Genomic DNA, 18,722 nt, shown 5'->3' with positions numbered 1-18,722 from the left:
GGAGCGGACCGAGGATTTCCCAGCCGCCTTCCAGCGCGCCCAGGCCAGCAACAAGCCGGCGATCATCGAGATCAAGCTCGACCCTGAGGCGCTGACCCCGCGTGCCTCACTCAGCCAGATCCGCGCGGCGGGCATGCAGGCGAAGGCGCATCACAGCGACCGGTAGTCCGCAGGTCTCTTGCCGGATATCAGGCGGGCCTGAAGGCCTTATTCCGCCGCCGCATCGGTGGTGAGGACGGGCTCCATGCCGGCCAGTTCGGCTTCCGGCAGGTGGCAGGCGATGCGGTGGCCGCTGCTGAAGCGCTGTTCGACAGGCTCCACCTCGTCGCAAATCGCGCCGATTTTCCGGTGGCATCGCGTGGCGAAAGGACAGCCCTTGGGGCGATCCATGACGCTTGGCGGCTTGCCCTGCAGCACGATGCGTTTCGACCGCACGTTCGGATCCGGGACGGGAACGGCGGAGAGCAGGGCTTCGGTATAGGGATGGTAGGGCGGGGCGAAGACGTCTTCGACGCGCCCGGCCTCCATGATCTTGCCGAGATACATCACCGCCACCCGGTCGGCGAGATAACGCACCACCGACAGGTCATGGCTGATGAACAGCAATGTCGTCTGCCGCTCGCTCTGCAGCTCCGCGAGAAGATTGATGATGGCAGCCTGCACCGAGACATCGAGCGCGGAAACCGGCTCGTCGGCGATGATCACTTCCGGGCTGCCGGCCAGGGCGCGGGCAATCGCCACGCGCTGCTTCTGGCCGCCGGAGAGCTGGCGCGGTTTGCGCTCGGCAAATTCCGCCGGCAGGTTTACCGCCTTGAGCAGGGATTTCACCTTCTTCTTCAGCTTGTCGCCCTGCAGTTTGGCGAACTGGCGCAGCGGCCGCTCGATCGCATAGCCAATCGTATGACTCGGATTGAGGGTCGAGTCCGGATTCTGGAACACCATCTGCAGGCGGCGGATCACGTCGTCGGGGCGTTTGCCGACGCCAAGCTCGGTGAGGTCGACTTCGTCCAGCGTCACCTTGCCGCTGGTGGCAAGTTCCAGGCCGGTCAGGATCTTTGCCAGCGTGGACTTGCCGCAGCCGGATTCGCCGACGATGGCCAGGGTCTCGCCGCGCCTGGCCCGCAGATTGATCCCGTCGATCGCCTTGACCTGAACATTGTTGCCGCCGATCAGGCCCAGACCGGCCGACTGGTCGTAGTATTTCTTGAGGCCGTTGATCGCCAGGATCGCCTCGTTATGCGGCATGGCTTCAACGTCGATGGCCTCGCTCGCGCCGCTGCGCTCCAGCGGCGGCAGGCTGTGCTGCCGTGCGCAACGGACCCGGTGCTTGCGCGATTGCGGCGCGTAGCCCATGCAGATGGTGTCCTGGGTGCAGAGCCCGTCCTGCAGATACTCGCAGCGGCGGGCGAAGACGCAGCCGGGCGGCCGCTGCCGCGGAACGGAGACGGTGCCCTTGATCGGCACCAGCGGCGCCGAATTCTTGTCCGCATCGAGCGTCGGAATGCAGCTCAGAAGGCCGCGCGTATAGGGGTGCCGGGGATCGTTGAAGACATCCCGGATCGGGCCTTCCTCGACCAGTTCGCCGGCATACAAAACGCCGATGCGATCGCAGATCCTGACCACGGTGCCGAGGTTGTGGCTGATGAAGATGATCGACGTCTTATGCTTGCGGCGCAGTGCGGCGATCAGATCGAGCACGGCGGCTTCCACGGTCACGTCAAGGCCGGTGGTCGGCTCGTCCATGATCAGCAGGGACGGCTCGGCCATCAGGGCCATCGCGATCACGACGCGCTGCTGCTGCCCGCCCGACAATTGATGCGGATAGCGGCGCATCATCGCTTCCGGGTCGGGCAGGTTGACTTCCTCCAGCATCGCGATGGCCCGGGCATGGGCATCGGATTTCGAGGCGCCGAAATGGTAGATCGGTATTTCCATCAGCTGGGCGCCGACGGTCATGGTGGGATTGAGGCTGGACATCGGGTCCTGATAGACCATGGCCATGCGGTTGCCGCGCAGGCGCCGCAAGGCATCCTCGTCGAGGGCGTAGAGGTCCTGGCCCTCGAAAATCACCTTGCCGCCGGTGATGCGGCCGGCCTTGCCGAGATAGCGCATGATGGCATAGCCGATGGTGGATTTGCCGCAGCCGCTTTCCCCGACCAGGCCGATCGCCTCGCCGGGATAGAGCTTCAGGTCCAGGCCCGGCACCACGTTGATCTCGCCGGAACGGGTGAAATAGGAAATCCGCAGGTCCTGCAGGTCGAGGACGGGTGAATCCTGTGAAGTTTTGGCGGCTGTCGTTTCAGTCACGAAGCGAAATCTCCCTCAAGCCGTCGGCCAGCAGGTTCAGGCCGAGTACAAGCGAAGAAATGGCGATGCAGGGCAGTACCGTCATATGCGGGAAGGCGAGGGCCATGGAGCGGGCCTCGTTGATCATGCCACCCCAGTCGGGATCCGGTGGCGGCAGACCGAGACCGAGAAAGCCCAGCGCGCCGATGGTGATCGTCACATAGCCCATGCGCAGGCAGGCATCGACGATCAGCGGCCCGCGCGCATTGGGCAGGATTTCGACGAACATGATGTAGACGGCGTTTTCGCCGCGCATCTTGGCGGCGGCGACGTAGTCGCGCTCGCGGATTTCCAGAACCAGACCGCGCACGATGCGCATGATGGCCGGTGCCGAAGCGAAGGTCACCGCCAGCACGATATTGAGGCCGGACGCCCCGATCGTCGCGATGATCACGACATACAGCACCAGGATCGGGAAGGAGAGGATGATGTCGCTGGCACGCGACAGAAGCTCGTCCAGCCAGCCGCGGCAGTAGCCGGCCGCCAGCCCCATGGCGATGCCGACGGCATAGGCGCAGGCCGTCGCAACGAAGCCATAGAGCAGCACGGTTCGCGACCCCCAAATGATCCGCGACAGGATGTCCCGTCCCAGATGGTCGGTTCCAAGCCAGAAGGTGCCGTGGCCCGCGGCATAAGCCGTACCGGGCTTGGCGAAGGGTTGCAGCGTCGCATTGGGATCGAAAGGCGCCAGCAACGGCGCCAGGATCGCCACCAGAACCCAGAAGAGGATAAGGCCGGTTCCGATCATCGCGACCGGGCTTTCCCGCAGCAGCGCGATAGCGCGGAGGAAACGCCGCAGCCTGGCGGGAAGCAGGGGCGTGGCGGCCTGATCGGTCATGCTCATGCGGGCCTCACTGCAACCTGATCCGGGGATTGAGGTAGGTGTAGCCGATATCGGCCAGGGTCTGCGTCGTCACCGCCACCAAAACCGCCACCATGGCGCAGGCCTGGATGAGATAGATGTCCTGGTTGAGCGAGGCCTCCAGCAGAAGCGCGCCGAAGCCTTTGTAGGCGAAGAAAAACTCCACCACGACGACACCGGACAGCAGCCAGTTGATCTGCAGCATGATCACGGTGAAAGGCGGGATCAGCGCATTGCGCAGTCCATGGCGCAGGATCACGCGGTGGAACGGGATGCCTTTCAAGAATGCCGTCCGGATATAGGGCGCGGTCATCACCTCGGCCATCGAGGCGCGCGTCATGCGGGTCACATAACCGATGTCGTAAAGCACCAGGACCATGACCGGCAGTACCAGCTGCGCCCAATCGAAACCGCCGGACATGGCCGAAGTGCCGGGCAGCACGCCGAGCCAGAACACGAAGATGGCCGCCAAAAAGACGGCGCTGGCGAATTCCGGAATCGATGTCGTGATGATGCTGGCGATCGAAATGGCGCGATCGAGCGGCGATCCCTCCCGCATGCCCGACAGCACGCCGAGGATCAGCGAGAGCGGCACCAGAATGGCGAAGGTCCAGAAGGCCAAGATGGCCGTATTCCATAGCCGCGGCCACAATATTTCGGCGACCGGAACCTTGAAGCGGATGCTGTCGCCGAAATCGCCGGTGACCATATGCTGCAGCCATATGGCATAGCGCTGCCACAGCGGCTGCAGATAACCATGCGCTGCCATCCAGATCTGGCGCTGCTCTTCCGTGGAATAGGGGCCGAGAACCTTCACCGCGACCGAGCCGGGATTGAGCTCGAGCAGCAGGAATACCAGCAGCGAGACCACCAGCATCGTCAACACAGTAAAGGCCAGCCGACGGAGAATGAACGTCAGCACGTAGGGGCGCCTCTGCTTACGAATGTCATGACACTATCCCTGTTGTCGTTTTTATTGGCGCTCCCGGTTTGTTAGTGGGGCGCAAAGGCGGGCCGGCATGGCCGGCCCGCTTCAACATTGCTGGGTCAGGCGAGCCAGACCTTGTTGAAATGGTGCTCCAAGGCGACATGGGCATAGATGCCGCGGACGCGCTTATTGGCGGCAACGAAAACCGAGCGCCATAGGGACTGCACGAAGACGGCGTCGTGCTGCAGGATCTGCTCGAGCTTGGCCATATCCTTGCGCCGTTCATTTGGATCGAGCTTCGTGCCGGCCTCATCCAGCAGGCGGTCGAATTCCGGGTTCGAATATGACGTTTCGTTCCACGGCACGCCGGTGCGGTAGGCCAGGTTGAGGACCTGGACCCCGAGCGGGCGATGCGTCCAGTTGGTGAAGCCGAACGGGGTCGTCAGCCAGCGGTCCCAATAGGTGCCGCCAGGCATGACGTTGATCTGCATGTCGATGCCGGCCGGCCGCACCATCTCGGCGATGGCCTTGCAGGCATTCTGCTCCCAGGTCGGATTGGCGACGCAGTCGATGCGGATCTGCAGCCCATTCGCATGGCCGGCTTCGGCCAGCAGCTTCTTCGCCTTGGCATAATCCTGCTTTTGCTTCGGCAGCTTGGCGTATTCCGGATGCACCGGCGAGACATGATGATCTTCGGCCGGGGCACCGTATTCGCCGTAGAGCAGGGCTTTCAGGCGATCATGGTCGATGCAGGCCTGGATCGCCTGCCGCACCTTGATGTTGTCGAACGGCTTCTCGGTCACCTTGAAGCGCGCGATGCCGGTCTGCGCCGTGATGGTCTCATAGAGTTCAATGTTCGGCAGCGCCTTGATGGCAGGGACCTGATCGACGCCGGTTTCGTAATTGGTGTCGACCTGATCGGATGCAAAGGCCGCAAGCTGCGCTGCCGGATCGTCGCCATGATCGATGTAGGTGATCTGGTCGAGATAGACGTCGCCGCCCCAGTATTTGGCGTCCTTGCGCTTGGTCAGCACACAGCGTTCGCCGACGGCGAACTCCTTCAAGGCGAACGCTCCGGTGCCGATCGGCTTCTTGAGGAAATTGGCGCCGTCTTCGGCAAAGTGCCGATGCGTGATGAGGGCGGGATAATCCGCCATGCTCTCGGGCAGGCTCAGGTCCGGCGTGTTGAGATGGAAGCGCACCGTATGTGCGTCCACCTTTTCCAGCGCGCCTTCCGTCATCGAGGTTTTCTTGACCGGCTTGCCGTCCTTGCCCTTCTTGCCGGTATCGACCGTCGTGGTCATCGAGGCGAAGCGGCCGATATTCGAGGAACCCGTCGCCGGGTCGAGCCAGCGCTTGAAGGTGGCGATCACGTCGTCGGCGCCGAAATCATCGCCATTGGACCATTTCACGCCCTTGCGCAGGTGGAAGGTCCAGGTCTTCAGATCCTCCGAAGCTTCCCACTTCTCGGCCAGATGCGGCCTTGCGATGTTGTTCTTGTCGACCTGAACCAGGGGTTCGATGATATGGCGGGCCTGATTGCCCTTCTGCGACCAGTCGAAGATCGCCGGATCGGACATATCCATCACGTTCATGGATACGCGCAGATTGCCGCCCATCTTCGGCGTTTCCGCGGCAAAGGCATTGCGCGGCGTCAGCGCGATGCCGAGCAGGGAATTGGCGGTGGCAGCAGAGGCTCCGAGCAGTGCCGCGGTACGCAGGAAATCGCGTCGGCCGAGTTCGCCGCGCCTTGCCTTTTCGGCAAGTTCGGGCAGGGCGGAATGAATCCCCGATTTGTTTTTGTTTGACATTGGCGCCTCCATCTTCTCGGTGGTGATGATTTGTCGACGCCGAACCGACCAGTAGGCCGCGACCGCCGCCGGGAGCGAGTTTGCGCAGGGCAAAGACAACAGAAATGCAAATGAAATCGCAGAAGTATTCTGCGTCATTCGCAGCGATTGATATGTGTTATTGGCGCCGGGAGTATTTAGATCATGCCCATCGATGTCAACCTTTTAATCCCATTACGTCGTTGCGAGTGCGAGAAATGCAGCGTGAAATCTATATAAATTAGTGGTTTATTCTCATCAGCCTGCGACACGAATTTTGTTTTATTGCCAATGATCGCGTCCCGTCTCACTCAAATTTTTTCGCATTTTGATTCGAACATCATTTGCTCGTTGCTTGTTGTTCGGCATTATCTGAACGGATGACGAAAGAATGTCGGTGAGGGCGAATGAGGTTCGCAGCGCCGCGAGAGAGAAGATGCGATGGCTGCCATTGCTCCGGTCAGTGCGCTCCTGCTCAGCGTGGCCCTGCTGCTCACCGGCAACGGTTTGCAGAGCACGCTTCTGCCGGTACGTGCCAGCCTGGAAGACTTCGGTTCCCTGGCTATCGGTGTCCTTGGTGCAAGCTATTACATCGGCTTCGTCGCCGGCTGCGTGGTCACACCGAAGCTGATCCGGCGCGTCGGCCACATCCGCGTATTCACCGCCATGGTGTCGGTCGCTTCGGTCGCACCGCTGGCACATGCGCTGATTGTTGTCCCGTCGGTATGGTGGATATTGCGCGCCATCACGGGATTTTGCCTCGCCAGCCTGTATCTGATCATCGAGAGCTGGCTCAATGAGCGCGCCACCAGCCAGAACCGTGGCCTGATATTCACCACCTATACGACCGTCAACTACAGCGTCATCACGCTTGGACAGGTTTTGATGCTGACCGACGATCCGTCGCGCTTTCCCTTGTATACGATCGCGTCGATTCTGGTTTCGATTGCCGCGGTTCCCGTCGCACTGACACGGTCGCCGCAGCCGACGGTGATCACAGCCGACCGTTTATCCTTCGGCAAGCTGTTCCGGATTTCACCGGTGGGAGCGGCAGGCTGTGCCGTGGTCGGCCTGACCAATGGCGCCTTTTGGGCGCTGGCGCCAGCATTCGTTCTGCAATCCGGCTTCGCCGTCAGCGACGTTGCGCTGTTCATGAGCGCGACCGTGATCGGCGGGGCGTTGTCGCAATGGCCGTTCGGCCGCCTGTCGGATCGGGTGGACCGCCGGATCACCATTTTGATCGCTTGCGCTGCCGCTTCGGCCGCCGGCCTGGCGATTGTTGCCGCCGGTCTGGCAATGCCCAATCTGACCATCGCGGCCGGCTTCCTGTTCGGTGTCTTTGCCTTTCCCGTCTATGCCCTGAGCGTGGCGCACACGAATGACGTCACCACGGGTGTCGATTTCGTCTCGGTAGCCGGTGGCCTGCTGATGATCAACGGGGCGGGTTCGGTGATCGGGCCATTGCTGGCATCCACCGCCATGGAGACGGTTGGCGCGGCCGGCCTGTTCGGCTTTACCGCTGCGATCCACGCCTCGATGGCGCTGTTCACGATCTATCGGATGCGTCAGCGCTCGGTGCCGGCGGATACCCAGAAGGCCGATTTCGTGCCGATGCCGGCCACGGTTCCGGTCACTTCGGATATGGACCCGCGCGCCGAAGAGGCCGGCGCCTCCGGTCCCGATGAACCCGGGCCACCGGAGGGTTCGCCGCCGACGGGCGAAGATGACGCACCGAATCCTCCATCGGCACGGGATGCAGCCTGACAATATCGCCGGAGCCTGGCCGTATGGTTTGGCCTTGGGCTGCGCTAGATTGGCTTTATGACCGCGGCGATTCTTAGTCATGAGCCGGCCATTCGCCTGACCATCTATTTCGGATTGCTGGCCATTCTCATGGCATGGGAGTGGCTGGCGCCGCGGCGTCGGCTCGCCCTCGGCCGCTGGCGGCGCTGGCCCAGCAATCTTGGCATGGCGGCTTTGAATACACTGGCGTTGCGCCTGGTCTCTCCGGCGGCGGCCGTCGGGGTGGCGGTCTGGGCGGAGCAGTCGGGGATCGGCCTGTTCAATATGGTTGCCGTTCCTGCCGGCGTTGCCGTCGCCGTGAGTGTTCTGGCCCTCGACCTTCTTATCTACGCTCAGCATGTGGCGTTCCATAAGATAGGGCCGTTATGGCGTCTGCATCGCATGCACCATGCCGATCTGGATATCGACGTTACAACTGGAGCAAGATTCCATACCGTGGAAATCCTGCTTTCCATGGGGCTCAAAGTCGGCGCGGTTTTGCTGCTTGGCGCCCCGGCACTCGCTGTCCTTCTGTTCGAGGTGCTGTTGAACGCGACCTCCATGTTCAATCACGCCAATATCGTGCTGCCGCCGGCGTTGGATCGTGTCCTGAGGCTGATCGTCGTGACCCCGGATATGCACCGCATACATCATTCCTGGCATCGCGACGAAACGGACAGCAATTTCGGTTTCAACCTGCCTTGGTGGGACCGGCTGTTTTCGACATACCGCGCTCAGCCGAGGGACGGCCACCAGGCGATGACGATCGGTTTGCCGATTTTCCGTGACCCGCGCGAGCTGCGGCTCGACCGGATGCTGATGCAGCCATTGCGTCGTGATAAGGTGAAACAGCCGGCGCAGGAGACGCCTGTTTCGGCCATAGTGGAATGAATCATGGCTGCTTTCGATAGCGAACTTCTGCCTGTTTCCGACAGGCCGCTGGCAAGCTGGCTGGTCCAATCCGGACTGGATGGCCTGCCGGTCGAACAACTGATCGACGGTTTCTGCACCCGGCTCAATGATGCCGGTGTGAGGATCGGGCGTGCCTTCGTCGGGACGGCAACCTTGCATCCCCTCGTTCGGGCTTACGGTCTGACCTGGACCGACGGCCAGAAGCCCGTCGAGAGTCAGGCAATGCCGCATCGCGAGCCTGGAGAGGAGCCGCAGAACTGGCTTGAGAGTCCGTTCCACTACATGCTGAACAATGACCTGGACGAGATGCGGCGCCCTTTGGTCGGGCCGCAGGCGAAACGCGACTTTCCGGTGCTCGAGGAATTCGCCGCCGCGGGCTACACCGATTGGGTGGCGTTCGCGCACAGCTTTGGCTGGGACTTGAGCAATTCGGTATTGGAGGACCGGCAGGCCGGCATCGGCATGATCTGCTCGCTTGCCTCGGTGCATCCGGGCGGCTTTCTGCCGGCCGAGATCGACCGTCTGCGCCGGCTGGTCGCGCTGCTGGCCCTGGCGATCAAGTCGACTGTGTTGGCTCAGCTCGCGCGCGACATTACGGCTTCGTATATCGGCAGCGATGCGGCCAGCCATGTTCTGTCGGGCGAGATCCGCCGCGGCATGGCGCAGAAGATCGATGCGATCATTCTCTGGGCCGATCTGCGCGGCTTTACCGGTGTCGCCGACCGCCTGGCGATTGAGCCGTTGATCGAGACCTTGAACGGCTATTTCGATTGTCTCGGCCCGGCGATCGAGACGCAAGGAGGGCAGGTCCTGAAATTCCTCGGCGACGGCCTGCTGGCCAGCTTCCAGCTTGCTTCCGGCCAGGATCCGGCACCGGTCTGCTGCGCTGCGCTGAAAGCGGCGGAGGATGCGCTCGCGGCGATCAAGCTGCTGAATGCCGAACGCATCCGCACCGGTCTGCCGGTGCTCGATTTGGATATCGCTCTGCATCGCGGCACGGTGATGTACGGCAATGTGGGAACGGGGGCGCGGCTCGACTTCACCCTGATCGGTCCTGCCGTGAACGAGGTATCGCGCCTGGAGCATCTCTGCGGCGTGCTGGACCGCAACCTGCTGGCGTCGCGGTCCTTTGCCGAGGCGGCGGGCGAGGCCGTCATGTCGCGGCTCGTCTCGCTCGGTTTGCATAACCTGCGTGGCGTTGCCGAGCCGCAGGAAGTCTTCGGCCTATCGGTCTAGCTTTTGTTCGAAATGATATAGCCGATTACTTGCGCGACTATGCTGCCGCGATCCGTCGCGACGGGCAGGAACATACCGTCAAAGCCGAGGAAGGCCCGGTTGGCGTGCCGGAATGTGCCGAAAATGCGAGCGGGCCGTCGGTGGTCGACGACCCAGCCAAAGCAATGCCGCATCTCGGCCAAGGCGACGGGATCGTAGACATCCTCGAAATAGCGGCCGGTCATGTCGCGCCCGCTCATGGCGGCCACGTCCGTGCCGATGAGGCGATAGCGAAAGCGCCGCTCCGATTGCCCCGAGGCGGCCGCGCCAGCCGTGGCCTCGACATCGACAATCAGCAAATTGCCCAGATACGGCCGGAGGGAGAGGGGATCGAAAACGCTCCGATCAGGCAATCCCCCCGCCGGGCAATGCTCATTCCAGTAGGCAAGGAGTCCCTTGGCCGGTTGCGGCAGTCGTCCCAGATCCGGATCAAGCACCAGCCCGATATTAGGGCCTGTCATCCTGACGTTCCCCCATCGACAGACGAATCCAACTTTGGATGGCAAAAGATTAACGTAATATTGATCGCCAAGCCTCATTTGAAAGGGCCGGGCCGGCCCATTGTGGCATGACTGTGTTAGATTTGAGACAAGTTAATGAAATTACTGGGGAATTACCGGCCTGGCTTGAAAAGCCGAAAACAGGTTCTTATCTGATTGAAAGCGGCCGGTACTGGCCGCACGATGATCGCCGCCCGTAATGCGGGATGCAGTGACCCGCCGGCGCATCATCGCCCTTTTTCTTTCCCCCCAGCCCTCATTTTCGTCGCGCTGCCCTCAGCGGATCTCGGCCACTTTGAAAGTGTGGTCCTCGCCGCCGGGCTCTTTGACGGTGACATATTCGCCCTGCCGGAAGACATGCCGGTCGAGCTTGAACAGCGCTTCGTCATCGTCTTCGCCCGGCTCGTATGAAAATGCCCAGCCGTTGCGCGTGTGGATCAGTTCGCCTTCCTGGTCGTCTTCGCCATGCCAAAACCGGCGCACCTTGCAGGCGGCCCGATTGCTTCGCCAGGCCTGTATGTCGAGATGGCCCTCCGGGTTTAGCGGAGCCTTCAGTTCATAGCCGTAGCTGGCACTGCCTTCGGGAAATTCCCGGTTCCGTGCCAGCTCCAGGCGGATGGTTTTCCAGGTCATCGCTTCAGCATCCCCTGTGTTGTCACGATTTTTCGTTCCCGGCTGGTGGATGGTCGTGATGAACGTCGTCAGTACGCGCTTCGGTGCGATCGCGGGTCTGATCGCTGGGACGAGGAAATTATGAACTCCCGCTTGCCTCCACATTGATCCAGCGCAATTCACATGGCGTTCTGCTTCGGCGGCCGGAAATCCTTGCCCGGACGCCTGATGACGACACCGAGCCGTTTCGCCAACCTTATGGCGTCAAACGGTGCATGCACCTTGGCGTCGTTGTCGAAAAACACGAAAACGTCGCGTTTGTGCCGTTGCGGCGATCGGCCGCCAATGCGCTTGGCGTCTCGCGGTTCGCGGCCATTTGCCCAGGAGCGGAAGCGGCGGGCCCAATTATCGAGGGCCTCTGTCGTATAGCGGCTCGCATAGAGCTCCTCCGAGCCATGCAGGCGGGCATAGATGAAGTCGGACGTCACATCCTGAAAGCAGGGCCACTCCACGGCATCGGCCACGACGAGCGCCGCATCGTGCGCGCGCAGCAGCTCAATGAATTTCGGCGTGCGGAAACTATCGTGACGGATTTCCAGGGCGTGCCGCACGGGCAGGTTTTCTTCCGCAGTAAGGTAGGCGCCGCCTTTGATCGGGCGATCGTGCTGCGCCGCAAGCTTTGTCGCTGCGGCAGTGTCGTGCGGCAGAAGTTCGAGAAACGCCGCAAGACGGTCGGCGCTGAACCGGAAGCTGGGCGGCAATTGCCAGAGGATCGGGCCCAGCTTGGGCCCCAGAGCCAGCGGCCCGGAGGCGAAGAAGTTGGCGACGGCGCCTTTGGCGTCACCCAAGCGGAGAATATGCGTGATATAGCGGGGTGCCTTGAGCGTGAATATGAAATCGGGAGGCGATTCCGCCCGCCAACGCAGGAAGCTCTTCGGCTGCTGCAGACCGTAAAATGTCCCGTTGACTTCTATGGCGGGGAAGGTGGCGGCGGCATATGCCATTTCCGCCCTATGCGGCAATTTTTCCGGATAAAACACGCCGCGCCACGGCCCGTAGGTCCAGCCGGATATCCCGATCCGTATCGTCATGGCGGGAGAACCCTTCCTGTCCGTCCCGGTTCCGCCCAGGCACCCGGGGCCCCTTCCGGTATTCCGGGAAAACCATTCTGTGGATATCATTTTCCTAGTTTAGTTCTGTACTATGCACCCGAAATACGAGTATGTCTGTCGCGGGCGGGGAGGCTACCGGCGGGGCTGGAAATGCAGCGGCAGATGAAGCGGGTGTTGATCGACAAGCGGCTATTGGCGCTGCTGGTTAGCGGGTTGCTGATCGGCGGTTTTCTGCTGACGTCGCTGGCCAGCTACTTCGTATCCCGTCAATCGCTGCGCGACGCCATCATCCAGAATGAATTGCCGCTTACCTCGGACAACATCTATTCCGAGATCCAAAAGGACCTGATCCAGCCGATCCTGATTTCATCGGTGATGGCCAGCGATACCTTCGTGCGCAACTGGGCTCTTGCCGGCGAACTCGAACCGGAACGCATGGTTCAGTATCTGGGCGAGATCAAACGGCGCTACCACGCCTTTACCGCCTTCTTCGTTTCCGACAAGACGCATATCTATTATCACGCCGATGGCATTCTCAAATCGATTGCCGAAACCGAGCCTCGCGACGAGTGGTATTTCCGCGTCCGCAAGATGACGGCGCCATACGAGATCAATGTCGATCCGGATATGGCCAACAAGGATGCGATGACGATCTTCATCAATTATCGTGTCCGCGATTACGACGGCAACTTCATGGGCGCCATCGGCATCGGCCTGACCGTCAATGCCGTGCGCAGCCTGATCGACCAGTATCAGGAGCGGTTCGGACGCACCGTCTATTTCGTCGATCACGCCGGCAGGATCGTTCTGGTCGGCAAAGGCGACAACGTTCCGGAACAGAACGTCCGCTCTCGCGGGGACCTTGCGCGGACGCTGCCCCTCTGGTCGCACGACAGGGTCCGATCGCTGGAATATGTCTACAATGATGCAGCGCGGCTGCTCAACATCCGCTTCATTCCCGAATTGAATTGGTATCTGATCGTCGAGAAGGACGCCGATAGCGATCTCGCGGGCATTCGCCAGGCGCTTTACCTCAATATTTTCGTTTGTGCGATCGTGACGGTGCTCGTCCTTCTCGCGGTATGGCTGACGGTCGGCCGCTATCAGCGGCGCCTGGAATCGATGGCGACGACCGACCGGCTGACCGGATTGGCGACGCGCCATGCCTATGAAATCCTGATGGAGCAGGCCATCCGCGACGCCGACCGGCTGAATCAGCCATTGACCGTCTTGATGCTCGATGTCGATCGCTTCAAGCTGATCAATGACGAATTCGGGCATCTGGCAGGAGACCGCGTCCTGCTCGGGGTGGCCAATGCGATGCGGGCCAGTTTGCGCTCGTCTGACATCATCAGCCGCTGGGGCGGCGAAGAGTTTCTGGTTGTGCTCCGCAACTGCGATCTTGCCAATGCGCAGCGGATCGCCGAGACGATCCGGCAGACGATCATCGGTGCGCGATTTGCCTTCGAAGGCCGGAGCATTCCCGCAACCGTCAGCATCGGCGTCGCGGTTCTGCAGAGAGGCGAAAAGGCCGAACAATTGCTGGCTCGTGCCGATGGCGCGCTGTACGAGGCCAAGCAGGCCGGCCGCAACTGCGTGCGGGTTGGCGATCTTGCCGCGGTTGCCTGAGGGCGCATTCGCCAGCCGCTGGCGGATGGGGTGTCCTCCGTACACCGTGCCAGCCTGTGCCACCGCATGACAAAACACCGCTAGAATAGCCGCATTCTACGCGGGCTTTTGGCAACACAAGCTTGACGTGTGCCGTCGTGTGCCGCACAATGCCAGCCGAAAGGATGGGCTGGTTGATGGCAAAGCGGAAGGAAAAACGGCTGGCCGCAGTCGACGTGCCGCGCAAGAAGCCGGGCCTGCATGCCGACGGCTGGGGGCTGTATCTCCGGGTCACTGAAGGCGGCACCCGTTCATGGATCTTCCGCTATCGCATCGACGGCCGAATGACGCCCCGCGACATGGGGTTGGGCCGCTGGCCGGACGTGACGCTGCAGGATGCCCGCGAGAAGGCCCGCCAGCTTCGCCTGGCGAAGCGCGAGGGGATAGACCCTATAGAGGCAGCGCGCGCTGCCAAGGCCGCCAGAATGGCCGAGAGGGCGAAGGCGGTGACGTTCGAAGAGGCTGCCGGCCGGTATGTGTCGGCGCACGCCGCCGGCTGGAGATCGGCTAAGCATGCCGCGCAATGGGATTCCACCCTGCGGCTGTACGCCTTCCCGAAGTTCGGCAAGGTGCCCGTCCGGGCGGTCGATACCGCGATGGTCCTCAATGCGGTTGAGCCGCTTTGGGCGACCAAGACAGAGACGGCCAGCCGCCTGCGCGGGCGAATTGAGTCAGTGCTGGACTGGGCGACCGCGCGCGGCCTGCGCACTGGCGACAACCCGGCGCGCTGGCGCGGCCTCCTGGAAAACCTGTTGCCAGCCAAGCCCAGGGTGCGGCGCGTACAGCATCATGCGGCGCTGCCCTATGCCGAGATCGGGGAGTTTGTCGCCGAGCTGCGAAGGCAGCCCGGAGAGGCCGCCCGGGCGCTGGAATTCACCATCCTGACGGCGGCGCGCACTGGCGAGACGATTGGCGCCACCTGGGGCGAGATCGACCTTAAGGCCGGCGTCTGGATCGTGCCGGCCGATCGAATCAAAGCCAGCCGGGAGCATCGCGTGCCGCTGGCGCCCCGCGCGATCGAGCTGCTACGGCAAACCCCGGAAGCTGCCCGCAACGGATACCTGTTCGTTGGTCGGAACAAGGATGCGCCATTGAGCAACATGGCCATGCTCAAGCTGCTGGAGCGCATGGGGCGCGATGATCTTACCGTGCATGGTTTCCGCAGCACGTTCCGCGATTGGGCGGCCGAGCGGACGACTTACCCGCGCGAGGTTGCCGAGCAGGCCCTTGCGCATGCCATCCCCGACAAGGTTGAAGCCGCCTACCGGCGCTCCGACCTGTTCGACCGGCGCCGGCAGATGATGACGGAATGGGCGAGGTATATCGACACCCCACAGGCGAAGGGCGGAAAGGTGATCAAGATCGGCGCAAGACAGCGCAGATAGCCGGCCGGGCGGTTTCCCGGAAATAGCGGCCCCGACGAGTGCTAGAGACACCCGCCGAGGCCTGACCAAACCAGCGCACAGGAGGCGCATGGCAATGGCTAAGGCTACCCTATCAAAACCTGACCCGGTTGTTGACTGCCTGAAGGCGATCGACGCCGCTTGGCGCAAATCAGATACCGCCTGTGACCGGGAGCCCGAGCGGCGGGCCGCGGACAGGGAGATCGAAGCGCGGGAAATGCTGCTTGGCTGCATTCAGCCAACGTCGGATCCCGGCATTCTAGGCGCGGTAACGGTGGCCCGGGCCATGGTTGACTGGCGGCATGTTCTCGACAGCGACGGAAGCCCCACCTACTCGCTGGAGTGCCTCGTGCAGCGCGGCAAGATTGCCGAGGACGTGCTGTTCCAAGTCATGCGCGCCCTTGTGGCGCGGGGCGTCTCGTTGCCTTGCGGCGCCAATACCTATCTGACTCCCGCCGAAAAACGTGACCTCGCCATCGCCGCGAAGGCCGGGGGGCTCGCATGAGCCGCCGAAAAAAACCCGTCACACCTGGATGCCTCGGCCGGGCACTGGAGGGCCTCTCGCCAGCCCAGCAACAGCTTGTTCGAATCGGCTACGCGGCCGGCCTAGCTGCGGATTCCCGTGAACTCCGAAAGCGGCCTGGGGACGTGGTCGACCTGCTGCCGCGTCTTGTGGAGAGGCAGCGAACGTCGGGAGCGACATCCGTCTTAAAATTTCGTTGACTATAAATGCTCCTATGAGTACATTTTAAATGTGCTCATAGGGGCACATCCATGCACGCCATGCGTCACCCCAGAAGGAACGCCATGTCCGAACCCCTTGCATACACCGTCGACGAGGCCGCAGAGGCTTCCCGCCGCAGCCGCCGCGCCCTGTACCGCCACATCAAGAGCGGCGCCTTGGTGGCCCGGAAAGACGGCGCCAAGACCATCATTTTGGCCGCCGATCTTCGGGCCTGGCTGGAGGCGCTGCCGAGGATGCAAACAGGCGCCAACGCGCAGTAACGCGCATGGCAAACCTGCTGGATAAATGGCACATGATGCAGCGGGTACTTCCCGACAAACGGCTGTCGAAGGGCGATGCAGCCGTTGCCTTCGTGCTGCTCGATTTCGCCACTGACGAGGGCGGGGCCTATCCGAGTCTCGACACGCTCGCCGAGCGCACCGGCATGCATCGAACGTCCGTGATCGACTGCCTGCGCCGTCTTGTCGGCGCCGGATACTTTACCGCCGAGCGAGGCGGCGGCCGGAAAAACACTACCGTTTATCGGCCGGTCTATATCGCCGAAACAGTAGGGCCGACGCTACTGATTGAGGAGGAAAACAGTAGGGCCGACGCTACTGATACCGAGCAAAAAACAGTAGGGCCGACGCCACCGTTTATTCCCGAAACAGTAGGGCCGGCACTCGAAAACAGTAGGGCCGGCACTCAGAAACAGTCGGGTGGGCCCTACCCGAATCCTCCTATGAATCCACCTATGATCCCGCCTAAGAGAGATTCTCTATCTGCCGGCTTTGCCGAATGGTGGGCGACATACCCGAAGCGAGTGGCAAGGGGGAGGGCATGGACGGCCTACCAGAAGGCAGCCAAGGCTGCACCCCCCGAAACCCTGCTGGAGGGCGCACGGCGATACGCAGCCGAGCGGGAAGGGCAGGAAGCAAGATTCACGAAACACCCGGCGACCTGGCTCAATGACCAATGCTGGCTTGACGAGCCGACGCAGGCTCCGGCGCAGGCACGGCAGCAAGGCAGGCGAGGCGGCATCCTGGCCGATGCCGTGGCGCTGCACGCCTCCCTAATCCCAGACGAGGAATATCACGATGGCTAATCAGCTTGCCAAGGTGCAGCCCGCCGCCCCTCCGATCCCTCCCGGACGCGTTCCGGCGCCAGCGCCAGCCCCGAGTGAGCTCGAGCGCCATCTGGTGGCACTTGATGCTTGGCACGCAGGGGCGCCCCTGGCAGCGATGGTGCCGCGCGAAGCAATCCCGGCGTTGCGCACCGAGTTGGAACGCCGCGCGCAGCCGGCGACGTCACGGTACCAGCTCGCGGTACTCGCAAGCATGCTGGCCGCGTTCCCACAGCGCCAGCCCGACCATGCCGACGCATACTTGGGCAGCCTCATCGAGGAAGCGGCCGGCTTTAGCGACGAGGTGCTTTACCTGGCGGCCAAGGAGGTGCGGCGAACCCTGCGGTTCCTGCCGACCGTTGCCGAGTTCCTCGAGATCGCCGAAAAGCACGCCCAGGCAGCAGACCTCAGAAAGCGCAAGCTGGAGCGTATGGAACGCCTGTACAATGACCTGGAGATCGCAGAGAGGCTGCAGCAGCTTTACCGCGGAGCGATCGACTTCGACGATGCAAGGTATGCGGCTAGCGAGCTGGGGCGCAGGGCGGCCAGTAGGGAGATTGGGCAGGGTGATGTCCAGACTTGGTGGCGCGCGCTGCTAGACGGCAATGACGACGCGCTGGAGGTGTGCAGACTCGCCCGCCAGCCATGGTGCCCAGACGTGCCGCGACTGATCGAGTTGGTCGCGAAAATCGCTGGCAGCTGACCGCCCGGAAGCCGCGCACGGGGTCATTCAGAGATTTTCTTTCCCCGGAAATTTCTGCCGATTAGCCAAAATGGCCAGAAAACCCGCTTCACATGCGCCTTTGATCGATTTTCTGAACATAATTGATATTTCTAATCGACAGTTTCGAAAACTGAATGCTGTTGACTAAAATTGCTCCGTCGAGTACTTTTTAAAAGTACTCAGACGAGGCGATTCGATGAGCCCCTTACAGCAACCCAAGCTTAGGTTTTCAGACGCGGTATACGCGATCGATACCTCCCCGAAGGCGCTTCGATTGTGGATCCAGCGCAAACAGGTTCGCCTGTCCGGCACCACCGGAGAAGGCTGGGCCGAATTCAGCTTCGCCGACATTGCGCAACTCGCCATTACCAGGAAGCTGGTCGACTTCGGCATGCAGGTTGAGCGCGCGAACGAGATCGCAGCCGGGTTGCTCGCCAAGATTGCGGGGCCAGTCATGCGGTTTAAGAACCCACCTCCTGAAGTGATCGCCGCCGCGTTCAACGGTTACGTCTTGATCTTCTGGCGCGAGCGCGGCGAATGGCGTTGGCGCGTCGATCATCCCGGAAATGACGGCGGGGCGCCCGATGAGGCGTTCGCAGCGGTCGATCTCGGTGTCACCGTGCTGAAGGCTATTCACCGAGCCAAGAGCGGCTCCGGCGACACTGAAGAAGATATCGTGACCTCCCTCAAAAAATTGGCGATCACCATCGCAGATCGTCCGCTCACAACGGAGTCGGACGCTTGATCCGGAGCGTCGTGAGACGCCCCGCTCACCCGCAGCGTCGTGAGACGCTGCATCTCAGCGCCCCCAGCGCTCGCCACAATTTGCCGGCGAGTTCTGGGGGCCAGACAGAAAGGCAAGCAAGTGAAGATCACCGACCTAAAGAACCGGCGCTCCAAGCTCATCGCTGAGCTTCGCGCA

Annotated in this window: 17 protein-coding genes; 10 read left to right on the top strand and 7 right to left on the bottom strand. The window is 62.0% G+C overall.

Translation table 11 applies throughout. The features are described from left to right. Positions 1-207 precede the first annotated feature (207 nt). The 4 genes from VF194_RS19595 to VF194_RS19580 all read right to left on the bottom strand — a co-directional run bounded on the left by VF194_RS19595 (position 208) and on the right by VF194_RS19580 (position 5,947). Positions 208-2,307, bottom strand: coding sequence for an ABC transporter ATP-binding protein (locus VF194_RS19595; RefSeq protein WP_330892898.1), 2,100 nt, complete (start codon positions 2,305-2,307; stop codon positions 208-210). Further along, positions 2,300-3,190, bottom strand: a complete 891-nt coding sequence (locus VF194_RS19590) for an ABC transporter permease (protein ID WP_330892897.1) — start codon at positions 3,188-3,190, stop codon at positions 2,300-2,302. Before VF194_RS19590 ends, VF194_RS19595 begins: the two co-directional genes overlap by 8 nt. A 7-nt stretch (positions 3,191-3,197) precedes the next feature. Next, a complete protein-coding gene (locus tag VF194_RS19585; RefSeq protein ID WP_330892896.1) occupies positions 3,198-4,130 on the bottom strand; it encodes an ABC transporter permease in 933 nt (310 codons plus the stop codon). A 125-nt stretch (positions 4,131-4,255) separates the two neighbouring features. Continuing rightward, positions 4,256-5,947 carry an ABC transporter substrate-binding protein gene (locus VF194_RS19580; protein ID WP_330892895.1) on the bottom strand — a complete coding sequence of 564 codons (1,692 nt, stop codon included), beginning with the start codon at positions 5,945-5,947 and terminating at the stop codon, positions 4,256-4,258. Positions 5,948-6,445: 498 nt separating this feature from the next. On the opposite strand from VF194_RS19580, the gene VF194_RS19575 reads away from it, so the two are divergent. From VF194_RS19575 to VF194_RS19565, 3 genes are read left to right on the top strand one after another with little or no spacing between them, the layout of a single operon-like run. Beyond that, on the top strand, positions 6,446-7,729 hold the full coding sequence (locus VF194_RS19575; RefSeq protein WP_330892894.1) for an MFS transporter: 1,284 nt from the start codon (positions 6,446-6,448) through the stop codon (positions 7,727-7,729). Between the two features lie 57 nt (positions 7,730-7,786). Next, on the top strand, positions 7,787-8,638 hold the full coding sequence (locus VF194_RS19570; protein ID WP_330892893.1) for a sterol desaturase family protein: 852 nt from the start codon (positions 7,787-7,789) through the stop codon (positions 8,636-8,638). A 3-nt stretch (positions 8,639-8,641) separates the two neighbouring features. Beyond that, positions 8,642-9,895 (top strand): adenylate/guanylate cyclase domain-containing protein, encoded by a 1,254-nt coding sequence (locus VF194_RS19565; RefSeq protein WP_330892892.1) that lies wholly within the window; start codon positions 8,642-8,644, stop codon positions 9,893-9,895. On the opposite strand, the gene VF194_RS19560 is transcribed toward VF194_RS19565, so the two are convergent. From VF194_RS19560 to VF194_RS19550, 3 genes are all read right to left on the bottom strand, one after another. Next, the gene (locus VF194_RS19560) at positions 9,892-10,371 is read right to left on the bottom strand and encodes a PAS domain-containing protein (protein WP_330892891.1); all 480 of its coding nucleotides are present in this window, start codon (positions 10,369-10,371) and stop codon (positions 9,892-9,894) included. The genes VF194_RS19565 and VF194_RS19560 overlap by 4 nt on opposite strands. A 339-nt stretch (positions 10,372-10,710) precedes the next feature. After that, complete coding sequence (locus VF194_RS19555) at positions 10,711-11,211, bottom strand: hypothetical protein (RefSeq protein ID WP_330892890.1); 501 nt, start codon at positions 11,209-11,211, stop codon at positions 10,711-10,713. Between the two features lie 14 nt (positions 11,212-11,225). Next, a complete protein-coding gene (locus VF194_RS19550; RefSeq protein ID WP_330892899.1) occupies positions 11,226-12,020 on the bottom strand; it encodes a DUF72 domain-containing protein in 795 nt (264 codons plus the stop codon). Here VF194_RS19550 and VF194_RS19545 point away from each other — a divergent pair. From VF194_RS19545 to VF194_RS19515, 7 genes are all read left to right on the top strand, one after another. Next, complete coding sequence (locus VF194_RS19545) at positions 11,904-13,787, top strand: sensor domain-containing diguanylate cyclase (RefSeq protein WP_330892889.1); 1,884 nt, start codon at positions 11,904-11,906, stop codon at positions 13,785-13,787. The genes VF194_RS19550 and VF194_RS19545 overlap by 117 nt on opposite strands. A gap of 164 nt (positions 13,788-13,951) precedes the next feature. Then, entirely contained in the window at positions 13,952-15,211 is a 1,260-nt protein-coding gene (locus VF194_RS19540; protein ID WP_330892888.1) for a tyrosine-type recombinase/integrase, read from the top strand. 94 nt (positions 15,212-15,305) lie between these two features. Then, entirely contained in the window at positions 15,306-15,734 is a 429-nt protein-coding gene (locus VF194_RS19535; protein ID WP_330892887.1) for a hypothetical protein, read from the top strand. Between the two features lie 302 nt (positions 15,735-16,036). Then, the gene (locus VF194_RS19530) at positions 16,037-16,234 is read left to right on the top strand and encodes a helix-turn-helix domain-containing protein (RefSeq protein ID WP_330892886.1); all 198 of its coding nucleotides are present in this window, start codon (positions 16,037-16,039) and stop codon (positions 16,232-16,234) included. A 5-nt stretch (positions 16,235-16,239) separates the two neighbouring features. Next, positions 16,240-17,058 (top strand): helix-turn-helix domain-containing protein, encoded by an 819-nt coding sequence (locus tag VF194_RS19525; RefSeq protein WP_330892885.1) that lies wholly within the window; start codon positions 16,240-16,242, stop codon positions 17,056-17,058. Next, positions 17,051-17,779, top strand: a complete 729-nt coding sequence (locus VF194_RS19520) for a hypothetical protein (protein ID WP_330892884.1) — start codon at positions 17,051-17,053, stop codon at positions 17,777-17,779. Before VF194_RS19525 ends, VF194_RS19520 begins: the two co-directional genes overlap by 8 nt. A gap of 217 nt (positions 17,780-17,996) precedes the next feature. Beyond that, positions 17,997-18,545: a MerR family transcriptional regulator gene (locus tag VF194_RS19515; RefSeq protein ID WP_330892883.1), complete on the top strand. Its 549-nt coding sequence runs from the start codon at positions 17,997-17,999 to the stop codon at positions 18,543-18,545. Positions 18,546-18,722 lie beyond the last annotated feature (177 nt).

It is taken from the genome of Ferrovibrio sp. (assembly GCF_036381655.1).
Classification (GTDB): domain Bacteria; phylum Pseudomonadota; class Alphaproteobacteria; order Ferrovibrionales; family Ferrovibrionaceae; genus Ferrovibrio.
The sequence above is the reverse complement of the archived record's forward strand: the minus strand, read 5'-3'. Positions and strand labels throughout refer to the sequence as shown.